Origin of the sequence: Sphingobium xenophagum, assembly GCF_002288285.1 — a bacterium.
GTDB lineage: Bacteria > Pseudomonadota > Alphaproteobacteria > Sphingomonadales > Sphingomonadaceae > Sphingobium > Sphingobium xenophagum.
On record NZ_CP022745.1, the window covers coordinates 1034236 to 1052656 of the forward strand.

16 protein-coding genes are annotated in these 18421 nt (G+C 65.5%); 2 read left to right on the forward strand and 14 right to left on the reverse strand.

What is annotated here, in order from left to right; genetic code table 11:
• Nucleotides 1-58: 58 nt before the first annotated feature.
• From CJD35_RS05070 to CJD35_RS05095, 7 genes are all read right to left on the reverse strand, one after another.
• On the reverse strand, nucleotides 59-1801 hold the full coding sequence (locus CJD35_RS05070; protein WP_095686823.1) for an asparagine synthase-related protein: 1743 nt from the start codon (nucleotides 1799-1801) through the stop codon (nucleotides 59-61).
• Nucleotides 1798-2463, reverse strand: coding sequence for a lasso peptide biosynthesis B2 protein (locus tag CJD35_RS05075; protein WP_157742277.1), 666 nt, complete (start codon nucleotides 2461-2463; stop codon nucleotides 1798-1800). Before CJD35_RS05075 ends, CJD35_RS05070 begins: the two co-directional genes overlap by 4 nt.
• 65 nt (nucleotides 2464-2528) lie before the next feature.
• Nucleotides 2529-2648, reverse strand: a complete 120-nt coding sequence (locus CJD35_RS22350; RefSeq protein WP_157742278.1) for a benenodin family lasso peptide — start codon at nucleotides 2646-2648, stop codon at nucleotides 2529-2531.
• 113 nt (nucleotides 2649-2761) lie between these two features.
• Entirely contained in the window at nucleotides 2762-3370 is a 609-nt protein-coding gene (locus CJD35_RS05080; protein WP_095686825.1) for a GntR family transcriptional regulator, read from the reverse strand.
• Nucleotides 3367-4239: a phytanoyl-CoA dioxygenase family protein gene (locus CJD35_RS05085; RefSeq protein ID WP_095686826.1), complete on the reverse strand. Its 873-nt coding sequence runs from the start codon at nucleotides 4237-4239 to the stop codon at nucleotides 3367-3369. The genes CJD35_RS05080 and CJD35_RS05085 overlap by 4 nt, the downstream gene beginning before the upstream one ends.
• A gap of 16 nt (nucleotides 4240-4255) precedes the next feature.
• Complete coding sequence (locus CJD35_RS05090) at nucleotides 4256-4873, reverse strand: acyl-homoserine-lactone synthase (RefSeq protein WP_095686827.1); 618 nt, start codon at nucleotides 4871-4873, stop codon at nucleotides 4256-4258.
• 57 nt (nucleotides 4874-4930) lie between these two features.
• Nucleotides 4931-5689 (reverse strand): helix-turn-helix transcriptional regulator, encoded by a 759-nt coding sequence (locus CJD35_RS05095; protein ID WP_095686828.1) that lies wholly within the window; start codon nucleotides 5687-5689, stop codon nucleotides 4931-4933.
• 182 nt (nucleotides 5690-5871) lie between these two features.
• On the opposite strand from CJD35_RS05095, the gene CJD35_RS23560 reads away from it, so the two are divergent.
• Both CJD35_RS23560 and CJD35_RS05100 read left to right on the forward strand, forming a co-directional pair.
• Nucleotides 5872-6096 (forward strand): transcriptional regulator domain-containing protein, encoded by a 225-nt coding sequence (locus CJD35_RS23560; protein WP_380823553.1) that lies wholly within the window; start codon nucleotides 5872-5874, stop codon nucleotides 6094-6096.
• Entirely contained in the window at nucleotides 6029-6736 is a 708-nt protein-coding gene (locus CJD35_RS05100) for a DUF2285 domain-containing protein (RefSeq protein ID WP_095686829.1), read from the forward strand. Before CJD35_RS23560 ends, CJD35_RS05100 begins: the two co-directional genes overlap by 68 nt.
• Before the next feature lie 205 nt (nucleotides 6737-6941).
• Here the strand turns inward: CJD35_RS05100 and CJD35_RS05105 are convergent, their stop codons facing one another.
• The 7 genes from CJD35_RS05105 to CJD35_RS05135 form a co-directional block, all read right to left on the reverse strand.
• Nucleotides 6942-8276 carry an McrC family protein gene (locus CJD35_RS05105; protein WP_095686830.1) on the reverse strand — a complete coding sequence of 445 codons (1335 nt, stop codon included), beginning with the start codon at nucleotides 8274-8276 and terminating at the stop codon, nucleotides 6942-6944.
• Nucleotides 8273-10405 carry an AAA family ATPase gene (locus CJD35_RS05110; RefSeq protein ID WP_216628946.1) on the reverse strand — a complete coding sequence of 711 codons (2133 nt, stop codon included), beginning with the start codon at nucleotides 10403-10405 and terminating at the stop codon, nucleotides 8273-8275. Before CJD35_RS05110 ends, CJD35_RS05105 begins: the two co-directional genes overlap by 4 nt.
• Before the next feature lie 108 nt (nucleotides 10406-10513).
• Nucleotides 10514-11599 (reverse strand): phospholipase D family protein, encoded by a 1086-nt coding sequence (locus CJD35_RS05115; RefSeq protein WP_095686831.1) that lies wholly within the window; start codon nucleotides 11597-11599, stop codon nucleotides 10514-10516.
• 117 nt (nucleotides 11600-11716) lie between these two features.
• Nucleotides 11717-12607, reverse strand: coding sequence for a tetratricopeptide repeat protein (locus CJD35_RS05120; RefSeq protein ID WP_157742279.1), 891 nt, complete (start codon nucleotides 12605-12607; stop codon nucleotides 11717-11719).
• 86 nt (nucleotides 12608-12693) lie between these two features.
• On the reverse strand, nucleotides 12694-16278 hold the full coding sequence (locus CJD35_RS05125; protein ID WP_216628947.1) for a DEAD/DEAH box helicase: 3585 nt from the start codon (nucleotides 16276-16278) through the stop codon (nucleotides 12694-12696).
• Nucleotides 16275-17645, reverse strand: a complete 1371-nt coding sequence (locus CJD35_RS05130) for an EH signature domain-containing protein (protein ID WP_095686834.1) — start codon at nucleotides 17643-17645, stop codon at nucleotides 16275-16277. Before CJD35_RS05130 ends, CJD35_RS05125 begins: the two co-directional genes overlap by 4 nt.
• On the reverse strand, nucleotides 17642-18421 hold the full coding sequence (locus CJD35_RS05135) for an OmpA/MotB family protein (RefSeq protein WP_095686835.1): 780 nt from the start codon (nucleotides 18419-18421) through the stop codon (nucleotides 17642-17644). The genes CJD35_RS05130 and CJD35_RS05135 overlap by 4 nt, the downstream gene beginning before the upstream one ends.

The following is an 18421-nucleotide window of genomic DNA, read 5'->3' on the forward strand; positions in this document are numbered from 1 at the left end:
GCAACGCGTTAGGCCGGCGTTCAAGAAGACGGCCAACCGTCGTGGACGGTTGTGATTCCTAAATTTGCGCCGCTGCCCAGGCTTCGGCGTCGATCAATTCCATGATTCGCACGAAGCGCAGATCGCGGACCGGGCCGGGTTTTGAGAGCGCCTTCTCAAGCTTGCCCTCGTCGATAAGGCCGAAGTCGGCGAGACGGCCGCCGAGCAGCATGTCGCGGATGGCCTGCCGCTGCCGGTCAAAGATCGCCGCGACGAAGCCGGTGGGCGTGCCTTTTGATCGGCGCGCAATAATTTCTTCGGGGAGATCAGGCGCGAAGGCGCTACGCGCGGTTGCCCGATCCCGTCCCGGCGCGAGCCAATGCCAGCTCGGAACACGCAGGCACGCCTCCACCACAGGCTGCGAGACCAGCGGTGAAATCGTGCGGTAGGGCGCCTGGGCATTGATCGCCTCCACCAGATTCTGCGCTGGGGCGAGCAGGGCAACATGGCTCGCCCGGCCGGGGAGGACACTCGCCGGCGGCAGGAACCAGGGGTGCGCGACGGTGTCGGCGATGATCAATCGTGCCACATCAGAGAGAAACGCCACTGCCGGCGGCTGGCGCGGGGCGGGCGAGCGCAACCAGGCGCGATGCACCGCGCGCCAGGCCAGTACCCATGTCCCGGTCTGGCCCAAGTCGCTGAGTGCCCGCGCGGCGCTCCAAAATCGCTTGTCCAGACCGCCAGCGGCAAGGCAGTCGGCGAGGATCGAAACGGTGCGCGAAGCGAAGAAGACATTGTCGCCACCGCCGCCATCGATGAGGATATCGGCTCCGCACTGTTCTGCGATTTCGGCCGCGACCCAATCCTGCGCCTGCGTGAAGCAGCGATGCACCGGATAGGGCATATGCGCCGCACCCGTGCGGCGGACATCGACGCAGTCAAGGTCGAATGTCCGCATCAGCAGTTCGATGTCGACCGACCGGGCGACCATCGCGGCATAGCGCCTCTCGTCGCTCGCGGCGTCATCGCCGATAAGGTTGAGCCCGGTCACTTCCGTGCCGGTTGCTTTTAGACTCGCAGCCACGATCGCCGAATCGAGCCCCCCCGAGAGCAGCAGGACGGCTCGATCATGGCCGGCGGCGCGGGCGCGCACGGCAAGATGCACCGCGTTGCGCACGGCGCGAGCCGCTTCCGCGGGATCGTCGATCAGCCGGTCCCGAGCGACGAAGGCCCAGGGCGACCATAATGTTTCGTGGTCCGCCCCATTCGCCGAGACGAGCAGTCGATCGCCACCGCGCAGTTCCTCCACGCCGTCGAGGCAGGTCTCGCTGCGCCGCCATTCGGGATAGGCGATTTGACGCGCAAGAGCGCCGCGATTGATGGCGAAGCGACATCCGTAGTCCGAGAGCAAGGCCAGATCAGACGCGACCAGAAGGACATCGCCGTCCCGGGCATGATAGCATCCGAGATCGCCCATCGGCGCACGTACGACCGCCATGCCCGTGTCGTCGGTAGTGAAGGCGACATAGCTGCCCCAGTAGCGTTCGATCAGCTTTCGCCCACGCGACTGGGCGATCGCCGTCCATGCCGCATCGTCAAGCGTGGTTTCCGGCCGCGTGCTGCCACGATCGAACAGTTCGCCGACTATCGCATGGCTGCCGACCTGTGCGATCCCGTACCGGTGGTTGCTCCACAGCATGAAGCGGTCGGTTTCGATCAGCGGCACGAGCAATGCCGCAGCCTTGCGCGCCCTATCGATCCGCCCCGGAGGAAGAGGCTCGGCGGTGGTCGCGATCTGCGCGAGAAAGCGGCGCCCCGTCATAGGACCAGGATCGGCGTGAAGGTCCGCACCATGTCGACGCGGTCGTTGACGAGGCGGTCATCGTGCTGGACCCAACAATGGGCGGAGAATGGTCCGAGTTGTACCCCCAGCACGACATCGGGCCGCATGCCCTTCGCGATCATGCGCGATGCCACCGCGATGGAGTTTGCAAGGCAGAGGTCGATCTGGCTGGCGAGGTGCGCCGCCGAAACGAACCCGGCCATGATCCGCTCTATTTGCTCTTCCGGCGGGGCACGGGACGTCGGCAAGCGCGACTTGCGGGTCGATAGCCAGGAAAGGGTCCGGCCGAGACCTGCCATCTTCAATCGTACGCGCGAGGCGGCAAGGCAGCACAGAGCGCTGGTCGTCTCGGCAAAGGCAGGCAACGGAAGGTCCAGATCGAGAATACTCGTTTGCGGCATGACGATCGGGCGGCAGGCGGCCGGTGCCTCCGGAGCCGCCGACGCCATAAGCAGGCCGCGCGCCAGCAGTCCCTGGAGGTGCACATCGTCTGGCGGCGGGGTGCCCCATTCTGCCAGCGCCCGGAAGCTGTGCTCGGCGTCTGGCGACAGGCAGAAATACCGGTCTGCCACGATATCAAGAAAGATGATCCGGTCGCCGACGCGGCAAAAGGAGATGCCATCGCGAAGGGTGAAGCCCATGATTGAACGCCAAGGATCGAAGCCAGGATCGGCGCGCGATCCCATGGGACCGCGCGCCGACGCCGTCAGTCGTCGGCAATGCCGAAGAGCTGCTGGCCGTTCTTCGCATCGATGACCAGGCCGGCGCCGCCCTTGGTTTCGACGCTTGCGGTGCCGAGGTCGATCACTTCGTCTTCACGTTCCATGATGCACTCCTTCGTCCTGCTGCGAAATGCAGCCATGGCAGACTATGGAGGGCGGCTGGCTATCCGAACTTTATACGGATTCTATATGGATTTTGTTTGGCAGGCGGTGAGCGTCAGTCCGCGCGGTAGACGGCCCGCACGATGTCGGCGGCAGCGCGACGACGGCGGCGATGATAGTTGCGGCACAGGATTTTCAGGTGCTTGCGTTCGGCTGTCCTGACGGCCTGCCACAGCGCCTCCAGTTCAGCGTGGATGCCGTCGAGCACATGCTCTTCGACGGTCCGGACGGCGTGAAGGCGGGCGTTGAGCCGGTCGAGCGCGAGCCTATGCTCGCGATTGGCGGAATGGCGGGCAACGGCCAGAAACGTCGCCGCAGTCCGGTCGGCCAAGGCCGCATCGTCCGCGAGGTCGCCAAGGAGCGGAAGTGCGGCCGGGCGTCGCCATGCGTTGATGGCAAGCAGGACGAGTTCGGCCGACCAGTCATAGAGATCCGCGAGGCCGGGTTCATCAAGCGCAGGGACATGGAAGCCGCCGGCGGTCCGTGTCTCCACCAGGCCCTCGCCAGTCAGTCGGTGGAGCGCGTCGCGTACGGGCGTCACGCTCGCGGCGAGCGGCGCGGCCAGCGCCGCCGGATCGAGCCTGTCGCCAGGCCGAAATTCACGGCTCATGATGCGGAGGCGCAGCGCCTCATGGACCCGTTCGGCGGTCGCTCCGGCGTTCACGGCGCTTCTCGCTGTTCCTGTGCATAGGCATCGACCAGCACCTCTTGGTCGGGCCGCAACGCATCGACGGCGCCGAGTGGCCGGTCCGCGCGCCCGCCCAGCAGCACCGAAGGGCATTGCCCCTCGAAATTGCCGAGATTGGGCCGATGCTGGCGATAACCGACCAGCGCCGCCAGATCTGGCGGGAATGCGCGCGCGACGTCGGGCGGATAGGCGAGCCATTGGTTTTCATAGGGCTTCAGCCAGCCCAAGGCGTAGCCGATGACGATTCCGCGTCGCACGTCCCGTGTGCGGTTTGCACCCGCGCCGTGGAGCGTCGATCCGAGGAACAGAAGCGCCGCGCCGGGAGCCATTTCCGCGGCGAGAGGCGCGCCGTCCGGCTCGGCCAGGGCATTGGTGCCATGGCTCTCCGGCCAGACAAGCGTGGCGCCGTTTTCCTCCGTAAAATCGGTCAGCGGCCACATCACGTTGACGAGATATTCGATCTCGCCGACGGGACCGCGCCACATGTCCTGGTCGCGGTGCGGCAGTTGTGCCGGTGCGCCGGGATGGACCGCGATCGCCTGGGTCGTATTGAGCTGGATGCACTCGCACCAGGGCGCGAGCACGGCCTCGACGATACGGAGAATGCGCGGGTGCTGGACCAGCGCCGCGGCGCCGGCCGCGCGCGTGAGCAGGCGGCCAAACCGCTTGGTGGTGCTGCCGTAGAAGCCACCCTGGCCGAACGGCGTCGCCGCGAAATCACCCGCCAGTTTATCGTCGAGCGCTTGGATCTGCGCGGGCGGCAGGGCATCGGCAAGGAGGCACCAGCCATGGTCGAGAAGGTCGCGCGCGCTGCCGGCGATCTCGTCGTCGATCCTGTCGATCATCGTCGTTCTCCTCGTCTCAGGCCGCGATGCGCTGGCTGTCCCGGATGGCCGGTGCCGCCTGGATGCCAGCCGCGGCGAGCAGGCCGGGCGTGTCGGGGGCGATGTCGATGCGCAGTGCCGCCAGCATCGCGCCATCGACGACTTGCGGCAGTCCGAGCGGACGGCAGCGCCAGCCGAAGGCGAGGATCTGCTGGAACCAGCCCATTTCGGCGATCGCGCTGTAGCCGGTGATGCCATGATCCAGCGCATGATCGACGAGCGTAGTCACCAGCGTGTCGCGCACCGCGCGGCGCTCGGCAGCGCGCAGCCGGCGGTCGAGGCAAAAGCGGGTGATCTCGAAAATGTCCGGGGCGCGCGGCGGCGCGTTCTCGCACAGGCCCGGATAGAGGCTGTCGAGAATGTGCGGGCGCATGGTTGGCAGCAGGCGCGCCGAGCCCAGATGCGCCCCGTCGGGCTCGGCGAGGATCAGATAGGTGGCGTTGAGATCGTCGAACTGGTCGACTTCATAGCGGCCCTCGAGGACTGGAACGTCCCATTTGAGCAGGTCGACGAAGACGGACTTGCGCGCGGCGAACATCGCGCGCAGCGCCGCGTCCGACGCGGACGGCGGGGCGGATTGCAGGATATGCAGCATGGCTCTTGCTCCCTTGGCCGTGATCGGCCGAGGGTCCGCGAGATGCCGGTCGCAGCGCTATGCCCGAAAAGGGGCATATCGGCGGCGGAAGATATCCGAGAAAGTGAGCGTTCCGTCGAACAGCGTCCGGATCACCAGCAATGTCCGCTTGTTCACGCCGTAGCGCTCGCAGGCCTGCTTGATATGCCGGGCCACCGTCTCTTCGCTGATCCCCAGGATGCGGCTGATCTCCCAGTCGCCCTTGCCACGCGCAACCCACAGGACGCAGTCGCGCTGCCGGTCGGTCAGTGCCGGCCCCGGACGCATCAGGAGCCCGCCGCGTCCCATCCACAATCGGCGCGCCGCTTCGAATGCGAAATTGCCGGCGAGTTGCGCCATCGGCAGCATGACGTGCGGCAGCGGCCGCCCCGCTTCGCTCGCAAAGGAGCAGGAACCGCGGGCTTCGCCCGGAACATGGGCCGGAACGGTGAAGCCGTCGCCGATGCCCTGTGCGCGGCCGAGCGCCAGGATCCGATGGTCGCCCGGCGTCAGCGGGATCATCGCCGCCATCTGCGACCATGGGAAGCCGATGCTGGTGACATGGCTGGCGCGATGCACCGGGTCGCTCACGCCCAGGGCGTTTTCATCATAATAGTCCGCCCAGCGCTGCGGATAATTATGCAGCCGGATCGCCGCGTCACCGGCCGTGGCCACATCGACATGATGGCTGAGCGCGAAATACTGGAATCCCAGCTCCACGCCGATGGCGGCCATGGCCGTCGCAAGCTCATCCGTGTTGCCGACCGTTTCGACGATGCGCGCAAGCTGCATCGCCATGCCCGAATAAGGCATCTGGTCCTGTCGCGACCGTCGGCGGGGTCTCGTGCTGCCCGAATCCCGGCGATCGCCCTTTCTTGGTCCTGTGGGCCAGGCGGCGGGGCCTCAAGCCGTCGCCGGGCGACTCCTGTCATGGAAGTGTCATATCATGTTGGGCAGGCGCGCAGAAGTTGTCTTGTGCGATGCAGCATCTGTGCTTCTGGGCTGGTTGCAGGTTTCGACCCGTGACGCTGCTGCAGGCGTGGCGCGAGAGCACAGCTTACGCACGGCTGCGCGGTATCGATCGCGCCGGGATCATGTGGGAGTGGCTGCGTCGCGACCCTGATTATATCGCCTGGCATGCCCGGGCGAGCAGCGTTACCCGCGGCCGCGTCGATCCGCGCGCGTGGGGGCTGCACTTTCGCTGAAGATCCGGCCCGGTCGGCACCCGAGGCACGGATCATCTGGCATGCCGATCTGGACCCTGGAACGCTGCGCGTTGCAGCGATCCCCACCGATCGCGCCGATCCGGACGGTCTCGATCTGGAACGAGTCGCCGCCTGGCTGACCGTCGTCACCGATCCGGACGGCTATGACCATGCCGTCCTCTCGGACGGTCGCCACCATATCCGGCTCGATGTCGCGCAAGGCCGGCTCGCCGGTGAGACAATGGTCCATCTTCACTATCGGCTGCATGGGCTCGGCAGCGCCGAGGTGGGCATCCTGCCGCTGCGCCGCCTCCTCCAGCTCCAGCGCCATCGCCGCTTTTCCCGCTCGCTGTTCCCCCGTGACCCGTGGATCGAACGCGGTATCCAGTTGCTGCGCGTCCATGACGCGCTGGCCGGCGGCGCGACCCAGCGCGAGATCGGGGCCGTTTTGTTTGGCAAGGCGCGCGTGGCCGAGGACTGGAACGACCGATCCGACTCGCTGCGTTCGCGGATCCGGCGGCTGGTGCGCGAAGCGAAGACCCTGGCGTTGGGCGGGTATCGCGACCTAATGCGGCAGCAAGCACGATTGCCGTCCAAGCCGCACACTCATGCTGAACACTCGCGCAGCGATCCAGCCTGATCCTCGGCGCCTCGCGCCTGACGGCGCGACCGCGCTCTATGGCTCGGCGATGGCAATGGGTTTGCGTCGCCTTCGCCACGAGCCCCGGCGGCGCCGGGGCTCGGCCTGGCGGTGACGATCGCTGGCGGGGCCACCACGACCGACAGTGCGGTGGAGAACGTCAGGTCGTGCCGCGTGGTGGACGGAAGCGGGCCGTCGGCGGATTTTACTTGGTGACGAGTGGATTCTGCGCCCGCCAACGCTGAAACATCGTCGCAAGATCCGCCGCGATGCCAACCTCGCGTTGCGCGATGTCGATGCTCCGCAGATGCAGCCGGTCCGTACTGCCGTGGATCATGTAATCGGTTGCGAACGGACCCGATCCAAGACCGGGATGGTGCGGATAGAGGAGAGTAAGGTCGGGGCAGGCATAGAGCTGCCCATAGGCCATCATCTGATAGACATCGGCCTGACTGACCCCGTGCTTTGCATGCTCGATTGCCGGCGACAGGCGCTTCCATTTCGTATCGACGACCGCGACCGGCGCATTGCTTTGGCGATCCCGAATGATGATGTCGGGCCGGGTCTGAAATCGGCGGCGTGCCTCGTCTCCCTCTTCGATCAGGCAAAACATCCGGCCGCCCTGCGTTTCGACGCTTAGTCCGACAGGGCGCAAGATCCTCCGCATGAGGGCGGCGATATACGCCTCGAACAGTTCGTTCATCGGGAACAGGAGCGTGATCCCTTGTCCGGCCGACGGATCATGATGGGTGGCCTGCCAGTCGCGCTTGAGGAACAGCCGGGCGAGACCGAACAGCGCCTCCCAGCGCCGATTGGTCCGATCGATCCGCACCGCCTGCCAAGGCAAAGCAACGGCGCTCACATCAGCGATGTCGGCGAGCACGAAGCGCAATTCGTCGAGCTTGCGCACAGTCTCGGCGGCGCGGGCATGGCGGCGAAGGGCCAGCACGCATGCTTTCATGATCTGCAGCAGCGGAATGTCGCTCGACAGCGCGTCGAAGCGGCAGGCGAGCCGGTCAGGCCGCACGGCATGGGCGGTGAACTGCCGCACCACGTTGAGCCGACCGCGAAGCGCGGGAAGATCATCTTCGTGCTGGAGGTAGGCCCTCGGAAGACCCCGCCGCGCCTCCGTCAGGAGCTTGTCCGCGAACAGGCGGATCAGAATGTCGAGAAGCCCCTCCGCCTGCCTCGCCATCGCGGACGCGGCACCGTCGCCGATGTCGAGGCCCAATGCGACGTCGAGCATCCGCACCAGCCGTTCACGGACGGTCCGTCGCCCCTCGGACGACGCGATGTCGAGCCGATCGATCTTGGGAAAGATCTCGAGACTGCAGCCGGGCGCCGCGATCACGCCAACCATCTGGCCGGCCGTCAGATGCCGGAAATGATCCCGCAATATGGTAGTGCCTTCGTCGCCACCGAGGGAATGGGCGCGCGCCGCAGCGATCAGGGCATTGGCCTGTGGCCGGGTGAAGCCTCCTTCGCCCGGTCGATCAAGGACCGCGATGCGCCCCCACTCGCTGACGGCCAGATGGCTCATTCGGGCGAGACGGCGGCGCTGCTGCCCCCGCTCAGCCGTTCGAAGGCGTCCGCGGAAAACGGCTCGCGGACGAACCAGCTATCGCGGTCGTCGCCCTCAAAGCCTGGCGGAGGGGCGATCTTGCGCGATCCGATGAAGCCGTCGCCAAGGACGGCCCGGATGCGCCCCCAATCTTCGAAGAAATATTCCTGGAGAAGGGGAATGACCTTGTCGCGCATGACGAGATCTATCGCTTCGCGATTCTCACACCCCATGAAGAAGGCATGGCCGATGCGATGTTCGCGGTCGATCAGATACTCGATCCGATCGTTGATGGAGCTGAATACCGCTCGCAGGTCAATCCCGTCGATGGTGCCGAGCAGGTCGATGCGCGGCGCCATCTCCCTGAACGTGAACCGGCGCCTGAGCGCGGTGTCGAGCAGCGCGATCGAGCGATCCGCGGTGTTCATCGTGCCGACAATGTGGAGATTGGCGGGAACGCCGAAATCACGCTTCTTCGAATAGGGCAAGGTGAGGCTCAGCGCGTTGGCCATACCGAGACGCTTGTCGGGTTCGATCAGCGTGATGAGCTCGCCGAAGACCTTCGAGATGTTCGCGCGATTGATCTCGTCGATGATGAGCACGAACTGTTCCGGCTCGCCAGCGACCGCTTCGGCCGGAGCGGCATCCTTGTCACCGGCGATCAGGCGGGCCAGCGCTGGCAGGTTCACCCGCTTTGTGGCGATCGGGTAAAGCGTGCGCATCGTGAAGTTGCCATCGACGATCGTGTCGAGCGGCAGGGGTTCCTCGAGCGTGAGCAACCAGCGCACATCGCGGCGGTGCGCGTAGAAGCCCTCGGCCTCGGGAACATAACGATAGTCGCCAGTGACTTCGGCAACAGCCCGGAACGCGGTGTTGCCGTAGGGAACGATGACGATGTCGCCGATCTTCATCTCGGCGCGGAACGGCCAGGTCTGGGTCCAATTGCTCGGGGTCGGGTCGTCCGGATTCTTGTCCAGCCACTCGGCCTTGATGGCATCGAAGGTCGAAAAGCGCTCGGCGCTCCAATCGATCGTCCCGCCCCAGCCAAGCGCGATGTATCGGTTCGCCAGCGCCGCGTCGTAGACCTCGTCTTCGCTGCCGATCGCGCCCTGTCCCATCTTCCAGAAGCGCCGGCCCGAAAAGTCGAAACCGGCCGCGCTCGCTGCTGTCACGGGTCGGGTCCGGGCCTGGTCGGCGAGGGCACAGATTTCGCGGAAGATGCCCGGCCGTGCCTCGAGGTGGAAGCCGGCCGAGTTACCCTCGCCATCGCCTGTCTCCGGCCGCAAGCCCTCGACGAAGCTCTCATAATCATAATTCTGGTGGAAGGTGACGAAGGCGATCCGCTTTTCCGCCTCGAGTTCACGATAGCGGTCGAGCAGCGCCTGGCGGCCTTCGGGGGACTCGTCGAACGCCACGGTGCCGTCACAGAGTAAAACGGCCTCATAGGCGGTACGGTAGGTCTTGCCGGTGCCCGGAGGGCCGTAGAGGATCAGGTTAGTCGGCGATTGCTTATGCCTGGGCACGCTCTCGGTCTCCATCGCCAGCGAGTAGGTCAGCTTGCGCGTCGTGCTCTGCTTCGGCCCTTCCGCCGCTGGCGCGGGCACGTTCGCGAGTTGCAGGAACAATCGGCCTTCGAGCGCCTGGCAGATGTTCGGCCAGGCCATGTGAAGGCCCATCTCGTTATTCAGGGCGCCGATGGTGATGGTGACGGTCGCATCGCCCCTGAGGCGGGCCGGCTTGATATAGTTTTCCAGGACGTAGCGGCGAATTTCGTCAGCCTGGCTTTCGCCACCATCGTCTTCGTCCGCGACGCCTGCGACCGAATAATTGGGATCACGCCCTTCGCGGAAATAGCCATATTGTCGCAGGCTGGCGATCATGTTGCCGAGCTGGCCCTTGGGATCCTCGGCCTGGGGAACGACCGCGCGCACGATCGCCATGTCAGGATCGGGGTCGCTTGCCAGCGCCGTCAACTGCGCCAGCAAATCGTCCCATTTCCCGTCGTCGAAGACCTCATCGAGCGTAGATTGGGAATAGCCAAGACCATGCAATCCGCGCTCGGCTCGCTGATTGCGGCGCACCCGCGTATCCACGGCCTTCTTGGTCAACGGCTCGCCTTTCCAGAGCCGTTTGCTCAGCCAATCCCTGAACTCCTGATCTTTCATCGAACCCCCGGCAGCGATAACAACTCAATGCTATTATCGCCGCCCCGCTCTTTACTCGACAGGATTCGCATCCGTCGAACGGCCGGCATCGACATCGGCGAGTAACTGGCCGAGGTGCATGGCGCTTTCACACATGCGATGGCCGATTTCATCGGGACCGGCGACCGCGTCAAGGTGGGTGAAGATCTTCTCGAGAAGTTCACCTTCCGCACTCGCGCTCTGCCTGGGTGAGCCCGTCAACCTGATCCGCGATCGCAACTCCGGGGACCGTTCCGCGAATATCGACCACTCATCACGATCGAGCTTTACCTCGAAGAAGCGTGAATAGCACCAGTAGGAATATGCCCCGCGTGCGCCGCGGTGCGCGCAGAGGAACAGTCCAGGCCAAGCGTTGGCGTCTGCATCAGACCAGCCGATGAACAGATTTCCCTTCGGCCAGGTCGGCAGGCGGCTGATCTCTTCCTTCTTCAACTTCGGCTTGCGCCTCTTGCCCTCGACCGCCATCGCCTGTTCGGCCGCCTGCTCGACATCTTCGCGACCGGCCTCGCCCGTCGAAAAGACCACGCCGATCCCTCGATAGCCCTCCGGGTCGGCGGCTATCCTCCGCAGCAGGGTGTCGGGTGCAGCGAACGATGGCGTGCCCTTTGGGGCACCATGTCGCGGCCGCTTTGCCCAGGCGGCGCGCGCTGTCGCGATGGCTTCGGGATCGACCACCTCGGCTTTCCCCCAGATCGTGTCGAACCACTCCGTGCCTTTGCGGAACGCGGTCGTATCGGACCGATGGAAGGTGCCGCACTCGATCAGCGCGGCCGGCTCGACAAAACCGATGCCGCGGTTCGAGGCATTGGCCGAGGTGATGACCATGCCAGCGCTCGAGAGGTACAATTTCGCGTGCAATCCCCTGAGATGCTTGAGCTCGGGATTATCGGGCGCCCCGAGCAGCACCAGTTCCTCCGGATTGGTGCCGCCCATCGAGAGGTCGCAGATGATCCGCGCCTTCGAAGCACGCTTCTTGGAACCGAATAGTGCATTGAGCGCGCCATCACCCCAGAACGCGACGGCGCATCTGACATCGTCACCCGCGACAACAGTCTGGACTGCGTCGCGCACCTGCTTGTGATCGAGAAACCGCGCCATCTTCCCTCCCATTGCCAGGCATGAAGTCCGCAAGTCGCGCACTACCCTGGCCAATATCGAACAGCGCAGGTCGGGGCCTCGCGCCTGTGCGCCACGGCAGCGGAGATGCTTGCACGCTCAGGCGAGACGTCTGCGCAATTCCGCTGCCTTTCGTTTCAGCCCGATTTTTGGATCGAGCGCGATCGCTTCCTCATAATCTGAAAGCGCGCTGGCGAGATTGCCTAGCGCTTCCTGACAAAGCCCACGTACCTTGAGCGCCAGGGGGCGCTCGGCGGGGGCGAACTCCGGTTCGGCGAGGATCGCATTGACGGATGCGATGATCTTGCCGCTCATCATCGGGGGGAGTGCCGATCCGCGCAGCAGATTGTGGAGGACATGCACATTGTCGCTGCGAGCCTGTGCATCGATCCAGCGATCCCGGTCGAGGAATTGGCCATCGATGGCATAGTCGTAGGCCTGGCCGTCGTGATAGCGGAGCCGGATTCTGCCCGCCTCTGGAAAAGCGTAGCTCTGCGCCCAGCCACTTTCCGGAACCCAGTCGGCAACCTCTCGACCCGACGCGAGATCGAAGATCGCGAGCAGCGATCCGTCGGGACCCGGCGCGTTGCAGGTCTGGCACACCGCCATGCCGCCATCATCGGCGATGCCATTATTGAGCAGGTTCGCCGTGAAGGAACTCTCCACGAGGAGCGTCCCATCCGCGCGGTAGGCACGGAACACCCCCTTGAGGCCGTCACCGAATAGCCAGTCGTTGATGACAAAACTGCCGTTGTCGGCGACTTGTCCGTCGTTCGGACGTTCGGCCCGGCCCTGCGCCGCCAGCCGGTCGCCCTCGAACAGATAGAAGCGCCCCGGCCCGCTGCTGCGGTGTCCGCCATGCGTGCCCGCGTCATTGCCGTCGCGCCAGGCGAGCAACCAGCGGCCATCGGGGGAACGCCGATATTGTCCGAAGAAGTCGAGCGACGCGATTCGCACGAACCGGTCGCCAGCCGCGCCGAAACTCATCATCGGTTCGTCCGTCCGCGTTGCCGCGCGTCGCGGCGCCGTCTGCTGTGAGCCTAGCAGGCGCCTGATAAGGTTGATCACGGCGCCACCTATTGTGGAAAGCAGGCGACGACGCAGCGCCGGTCGCTACGCATGACACCGTCGATCCCATTGTCCAGATCCCACAGAATGACGCGACCGGAAGCGAGGCGAGCCGTCACCTCTCGCGCATGGAAATTGCGATTGATGCGCTTGGAGATCTGGACATGGCGCAGGCTCGGCCCGCCCGCGAAGCTCGCCTGCCATCGCCGCTCAAGATCGTTGCGCTGGTCCGCGTCCGTTTCCTGCCGGTTATCGACGCTGTCAGCGTCCAGGCTATGGCAGGTCACTGCGTCGATGCGGCGGGCCGCGCCGGCAAGCCGCTTCATGAATTCGATCAGATGCTGCCGGTTGTGCGACCGGGCGCAGGCATAGGGGTCCTTGACCAGCAGCTCGATGACATGGTCGTCGGCAATCGGCGCCAGGAAGATCGCGAAATCGCGTGGCTTGCTCGGCTCGAACACATAACGGCTTGGCGCCGCCAACGGTGCCGGAGCCGATCGCTCGGGCAGCGCAACGCTGAGCGTCGGGCGCCTCGGTGGCACGGTATCGGCGACCGGCGTAGCGGTTGGTGGCTGGGGAGGCTCATCCGCCTGCGCCTCTGCATCCGGCGGTGGCGGCAAGTCCGCGGCTGGGCCGGTTTCGTCCTGACCGCCCAGCACATCCTCGAACAGCGTGCTGGTATCGGCCTCGTCTTCGCCCGGGATGAGCAGCCCCCGGCTTAATTCCCGCTTGCGCGTCATCAGCGCGTCGAGCTTCAGGTCGAAGCTGGTCGGGCCGATCGCCGGATCCGGATGCAGCGATTGGGGCAGATAGACATGGACGTCGCGCGACTGCCCGATCCGGAATACGCGATCGGTCGCCTGATCCTCAACTGCCGGGTTCCACCAGCGCGAGAGATGAATGACATGATTTGCGGCGGTCAGGGTCAGCCCGACGCCGCCCGCCTTGGGCGAGAGGATCATCACGTCGAACCCGCTTGCGCGACGCTGGAACTGTTCAACAGCCGCCTGCCGCGCGTCGCCCGTCACGCCGCCATGGATGCGCAGCACGTCATGCCCCAGGCCGTAGCGGCGCCGGATTTCGGCGGCGAGCAGCGCCTGCATCGCCAGACTTTCGCAGAAGATGAGCGTCTTCTCGCCCTTGGCCTTGATGGCGTCGAGCGTCTCGAAGGTCGATTGCAGCCGCGCGGACTCTTCGAAATAGCTGCCGGTCGCATCTTCGGGGGCGTAAGGGTGCAGCGACACGCCGCGCAGCATGTGCAGGATTTCCAGCATATGCCCGCGCTTGCCGGTCCCGCGGGCCGCCATCGCGCGTTGGATCACCCGTTCATAGGCTTCCGCCTGCGGGCGCGGCATCGCGAGCGGCAGCGGATGGATGTGCTTGGCCGGCAGGCCCGGCAGGCAGTCGTCCTTCATCCGCCGCAGCAGAAGCGCGGGCCGAGTGTCGCTCGCTTCGGTCAGCACCGCATTCAGCTCGCGCAGCTTGTCCGGATCGGACGCGGGGTAGCTGCTCTCGAACGCCTTGCTCGACCCGAGCAGCCCGGGATGGATTACGTCGAACACCGACCAGAGATCCTGAAGCCGGTTTTCGACCGGCGTTCCGGTCATCGCCAGCTGGAACCGCGCGTTCAGCGTCTTGCCCGCGCGGGTCATCTGGCTGGCCGGATTCTTGAGCTTCTGCGCCTCGTCATAGATGATCGCGGAGAAGGGCTGGCGGGCGAAACTCAGATGATAGTCCCGCATCGTCTCGAAGGTGGTGAGCACGACGCCGGCCTGGCTCCACGCATCGCCGTCGATCGCCGCCCGGCCAAGCTCGATATCGCGGCCGATCTCCTCGCGCGAGCGATTGAGGCCGGCGCCATAGGCGCTGACCACCGGGCCCAGCGCGCCTGGCGCCAGATGCTGTTCGATCTCGCGCTTCCAATTGGCGAGCAAGCCGGTTGGCGCAACGATCAACACAGGTTTCGGCGATGGCTGTTCTGCGCGTAGCCAGGCAAGGAACGCGAGGGCCTGGAAAGTCTTGCCCAGACCCATGTCGTCGGCGAGCAGCGCGCCCGGCATCCCGGCCCGCCAGCATGCCACCAACCAGTTGAAGCCATCGACCTGATGCGGCTTGGGCACGGTGACGAGCGCCTGCGGAAGTGCTGGCGGCGCGGCGGCGGGCGCCGCGGGCGCCTTCGCGAGGGGCGCATAGGCGACGTCTTCGAGATTGTCGCGCACCTGCAGGAAATAGCGCTGCGTCGCGACCGGCGGCGGCTGCCCCGCGTGCTCGTCATCGTGCGCTGCCTTCACGATGGAAGCGAGATCGTTCAGCGCGGTGCGCGTCTGCTCGGTTGCGGGTATCTCGGCCTCGCCGATGGTGAAGGTCGACCGCTCCTCGCGAAGCGCAGTCTCGACCGCCTCGACGGCGGGCGCGATCTCCTCCGGCTTGATCTCCACCATCTGGTCATCAGGCGGGTCGCCGATGCGCAAGCCAAACGCCTCCGGCAGCCAGCTGTTGGGCTTGGGCTTGATCCAGGGCAGTACCGGCTTTCGCCAGATATCGATGCCCGAAACGCGCTCGGAGAATTGCTGCGTTTCGACGAACAGTGTGCCGATCTCGGCGACATCGGCACCCTCCGCGCTGAGCGCTTCGGCAAGTCGACGCTGCGGGCTGCGCGCGAATTGTCGGCGCTGTTCAGCGGTCCCGCCCTGGGCGTCGCGGACGACTCGAAGCGCCCGCTGCAAGACCGGATCGAGAAACAGGATCGAGCCGCCATCGAGCAGATAGGCGCGCCGTGTCCCATCACCCTGGCGGAATCGACGGGCGAACAGCTGTTGTTGCACCGGAGGAAGCAGGCCATCAGCGGCCTCGTCAAGGATCGCCCCGTCCTCGGTCTCGCGGACCCGCTCCTTGCTGAAGAGGACCGGATCGAAATCGAAGCCTTGCGCCGAGGGCTTGAGATCAAGCGAGAAGCCCGCAGCGTAGCTGAGCCGAAGCCGTTCGATGAAGCCGTCGGGCTTGATCAGAGAACGATCTTCGTCCCCGATCGCCTGGCGCAGCGCCGCAAGCGCCGCCTGGCGCTCGCTTTCGCCGGTTGCGGCGTTCAACCGCTCGACCAGTTGCAATGTTGTCCAGATCGGCTCGGCGATCCGCCACTCCTTGGCTTCGAAATGTGCGCGCGCACCGCTCTGCTTGACCCCGGCAGGCAGGCCGTTGGGCCGTGTCCAGCGCGTCTCGATGCGGAAATCGTTTTGATGGGCGACCCCGATCGATTGCAGGTTGAGGGCGAGACGTGCCACCGGCGGAAGACCAAGGCTTGTGGCTTCACCTTCGGTCAGCTGGGCAACCAGGCCAGGGTGAAGACACACGGCATTGTCCGAGGCTTCGGCCTGTGCCGAACCATCGGGCGCATTGTTGCCATCGCCGATCGCCTGCAGCAACCGTGCGACCGCCGGACGCGCCGCGGTCGGAGCCTGGGTTATCCAGTCGTCGACGGGGATCAGGGAGCGCCTACCCTTGCCGAAGAAGCGTCCGCCTTCGACGCGGATCAGCTCGATCCGCTCGCGCCCATCCTCATGCCGCGCTTCGAAGCGCAAGTCGGGACCACTCACCATCCTGCTCCATGCCTGGGGTGCTGCACGCCAGCGCTCTGATAGACCTGCCGCGCGAACTTCGGCTGCCAGCCATTGGGCGGATTGTGCGGAATCGCACGGAAGCCTTCGCCCGCCGCCATAGTTCGCAGCGCCGGCCCTTGATAGCGACGCTGGTAAAGACTTGGCGCCTTCTGGTCCGCTGCCCGCCAAAAACGGCAACTGCCGTTATCGCTCCACTCGGCGATGCGAATGTCGCCGATCGAGAAGATCAATGCCGACTGAGCCGTCGTGGCACCACCGCCTTCAAGCGTCGCATAGGCAATTGCCTGGTCATCCATGAACTTGCGCGCGAGCCGCTCTGCTTGCGAGCCGAACGCGAACCATGCGTCGGTGATGAACCCGGCGTCGAGGTAAGCCAGCCAGAAATCGGTGCGTTCCTTCCATTGGTCGCGCCGCTCGACCGTTTTCGCCACCACCGAGAAGAACTCCCGAACGGTCGCGCGTACCAGCCAGCCGCGCAGCACGGCGAAGGCAGTGTCGACCTGGGCGTCCGGGAACATGGCCAGCACATCACGCCGCAGCGCAGCCCAGCGTTGCGGCGCAAGCCGCGGATCGCCATTGCGCGCCACCAGAAGAGCGCTGACCAGCCGCTGATGCGCTTCAGTGCAGCTGCTCTGCGTCCAGGGCGCGAGCAGGGCATAGGCCAGCGCGGCGTTCAGTTCCTTCGTCGCCGGGAAACTCTCGAACAATGCGATCAGGCGGCGCCCGCTCTGCTGGGCGGCTTCGCCGCGATGATCCACCGCCGCTTCGCAGGCGGCGATCAGCGACTCCTCGACAAAGCCGCCAGTCGCAAGATCGCCATCGAGACCCGCCTCACGGAGCAGCTGCGCCGGTCCGTCAGTACCAAGCAGAGCGCGTGACAGCCGCGAGGGTCCTTCATCGGGATCCCAGAGCGCCCATCTGTCGCCCCGCGCTCGCCATGGCCAGTCGTGCCGATTGGCGACCAGCGCGCTGGCATGCATCAGGTGATCGAAGCCGGAATGGTCGAGCGGAAAATGACGGAGATAGGCGGCGATGATCGCACGATCGACACTTTTGCGTGACCGCGCGACGCTCTGGTTCAGCACCGGCGCCGCCGCTTCCTCGAGCGTGTCCTCTGCCCACATCCCATCGAGCAGTCGCTTCAGATCCTTGGGCTTGAGCCGCTCGGGAGCAGCGGGATCGATCCGAGTCAGGAAGCGCGTCCATGCTTCCTTGATTCGCGCCTTGCCCGCCGGCTCGGCACCGATGCGCTGCTCGGCCCGCTCAATTTCGAAGCGGTCGCCCCGTCGCGGGAGGCTTTTCGCCGCCGATGCGCGTTCGCACGCGCGCTTGAGCGCGCTCATCGCGGCTGCTCCAGGATGCGACTCATCGCAGCGCCTTCCGCGCTGCGCGGGGTAACCATCAGGAAGCGCAGATCGATCCGGCGGTTCTGCGCCTTTATCTGGTCGGGCGTTCCCGCCGCGTCAGGGACGGGACGGCGCTCGCCATAGCCCGCGACGCCGAGTATTGGCACGGGCTGATGCCCTGACCTGTTGACCAGCTGCTCGAGCTCGGGATGCGCATCGGTGAGCTGGCGAAACGTGTTGGTCGCGCGGAGTGCCGAGAGGTCCATATTGTCACGAAGCACCCCGCCGCCCGAAAGCGGGTCGCTGTCGGTATGGCCCTCGATGAAGATTGCATCGATCTTGTTTGCCGCGACCGGCTTGCCTCGGCATGGCGGTCCGCCCGGCAATCGATCGGCATAGCAAGGGAGCACTGCCGCAAGCTCGTCCGCGACGATGCCGACCGCCTGACGCCCCTCGGGCTTGAGCGCGAATTGGCCGGTGTCGAAGAGGATACTGTTAGGCAGGCTGAGCACACCGGTTTCGGCATCGATCCGAACGGTCAGGTTGTACGGCTTCAACCGCTTGTCGAGCCGCTCCTTGAGCGTCTCGAGGATCTCGCGGCGCGTCTGGCCGGCGCTGGTCAGCGTGTCGGTGGTTTGGCGGAACTGCAGCGCGAAATAGAGCAGCAGGATGATGAAGATGAACAGCAGCCCCACCATCATGTCGGCCATCGACACGAAATAGCTTTCCTCTTCCTCTTCCGATCGGCTGCGCCGGACGCCACGGCTTTCCAT

What these genes read in the sequence shown, in the direction of transcription:
- CJD35_RS05115 (WP_095686831.1), bottom strand. Translation starts at nt 11,599, where the DNA reads ATGGCGCGGTTTCTCGATCACAAGCAGGTGCGCGACGCAGTCCAGACT.
- CJD35_RS05090 (WP_095686827.1), bottom strand. Translation starts at nt 4,873, where the DNA reads ATGCTGCATATCCTGCAATCCGCCCCGCCGTCCGCGTCGGACGCGGCG.
- CJD35_RS05075 (WP_157742277.1), bottom strand. Translation starts at nt 2,463, where the DNA reads ATGGGCTTCACCCTTCGCGATGGCATCTCCTTTTGCCGCGTCGGCGAC.
- CJD35_RS23560 (WP_380823553.1), top strand. Translation starts at nt 5,872, where the DNA reads ATGCAGCATCTGTGCTTCTGGGCTGGTTGCAGGTTTCGACCCGTGACG.
- CJD35_RS05105 (WP_095686830.1), bottom strand. Translation starts at nt 8,276, where the DNA reads ATGAGCCATCTGGCCGTCAGCGAGTGGGGGCGCATCGCGGTCCTTGAT.
- CJD35_RS05095 (WP_095686828.1), bottom strand. Translation starts at nt 5,689, where the DNA reads ATGGCGATGCAGCTTGCGCGCATCGTCGAAACGGTCGGCAACACGGAT.
- CJD35_RS05070 (WP_095686823.1), bottom strand. Translation starts at nt 1,801, where the DNA reads ATGACGGGGCGCCGCTTTCTCGCGCAGATCGCGACCACCGCCGAGCCT.
- CJD35_RS05130 (WP_095686834.1), bottom strand. Translation starts at nt 17,645, where the DNA reads ATGAGCGCGCTCAAGCGCGCGTGCGAACGCGCATCGGCGGCGAAAAGC.
- CJD35_RS05085 (WP_095686826.1), bottom strand. Translation starts at nt 4,239, where the DNA reads ATGATCGACAGGATCGACGACGAGATCGCCGGCAGCGCGCGCGACCTT.
- CJD35_RS05100 (WP_095686829.1), top strand. Translation starts at nt 6,029, where the DNA reads ATGCCCGGGCGAGCAGCGTTACCCGCGGCCGCGTCGATCCGCGCGCGT.
- CJD35_RS05120 (WP_157742279.1), bottom strand. Translation starts at nt 12,607, where the DNA reads ATGATGAGTTTCGGCGCGGCTGGCGACCGGTTCGTGCGAATCGCGTCG.
- CJD35_RS22350 (WP_157742278.1), bottom strand. Translation starts at nt 2,648, where the DNA reads ATGGAACGTGAAGACGAAGTGATCGACCTCGGCACCGCAAGCGTCGAA.
- CJD35_RS05135 (WP_095686835.1), bottom strand. Translation starts at nt 18,421, where the DNA reads ATGGAAAGCCGTGGCGTCCGGCGCAGCCGATCGGAAGAGGAAGAGGAA.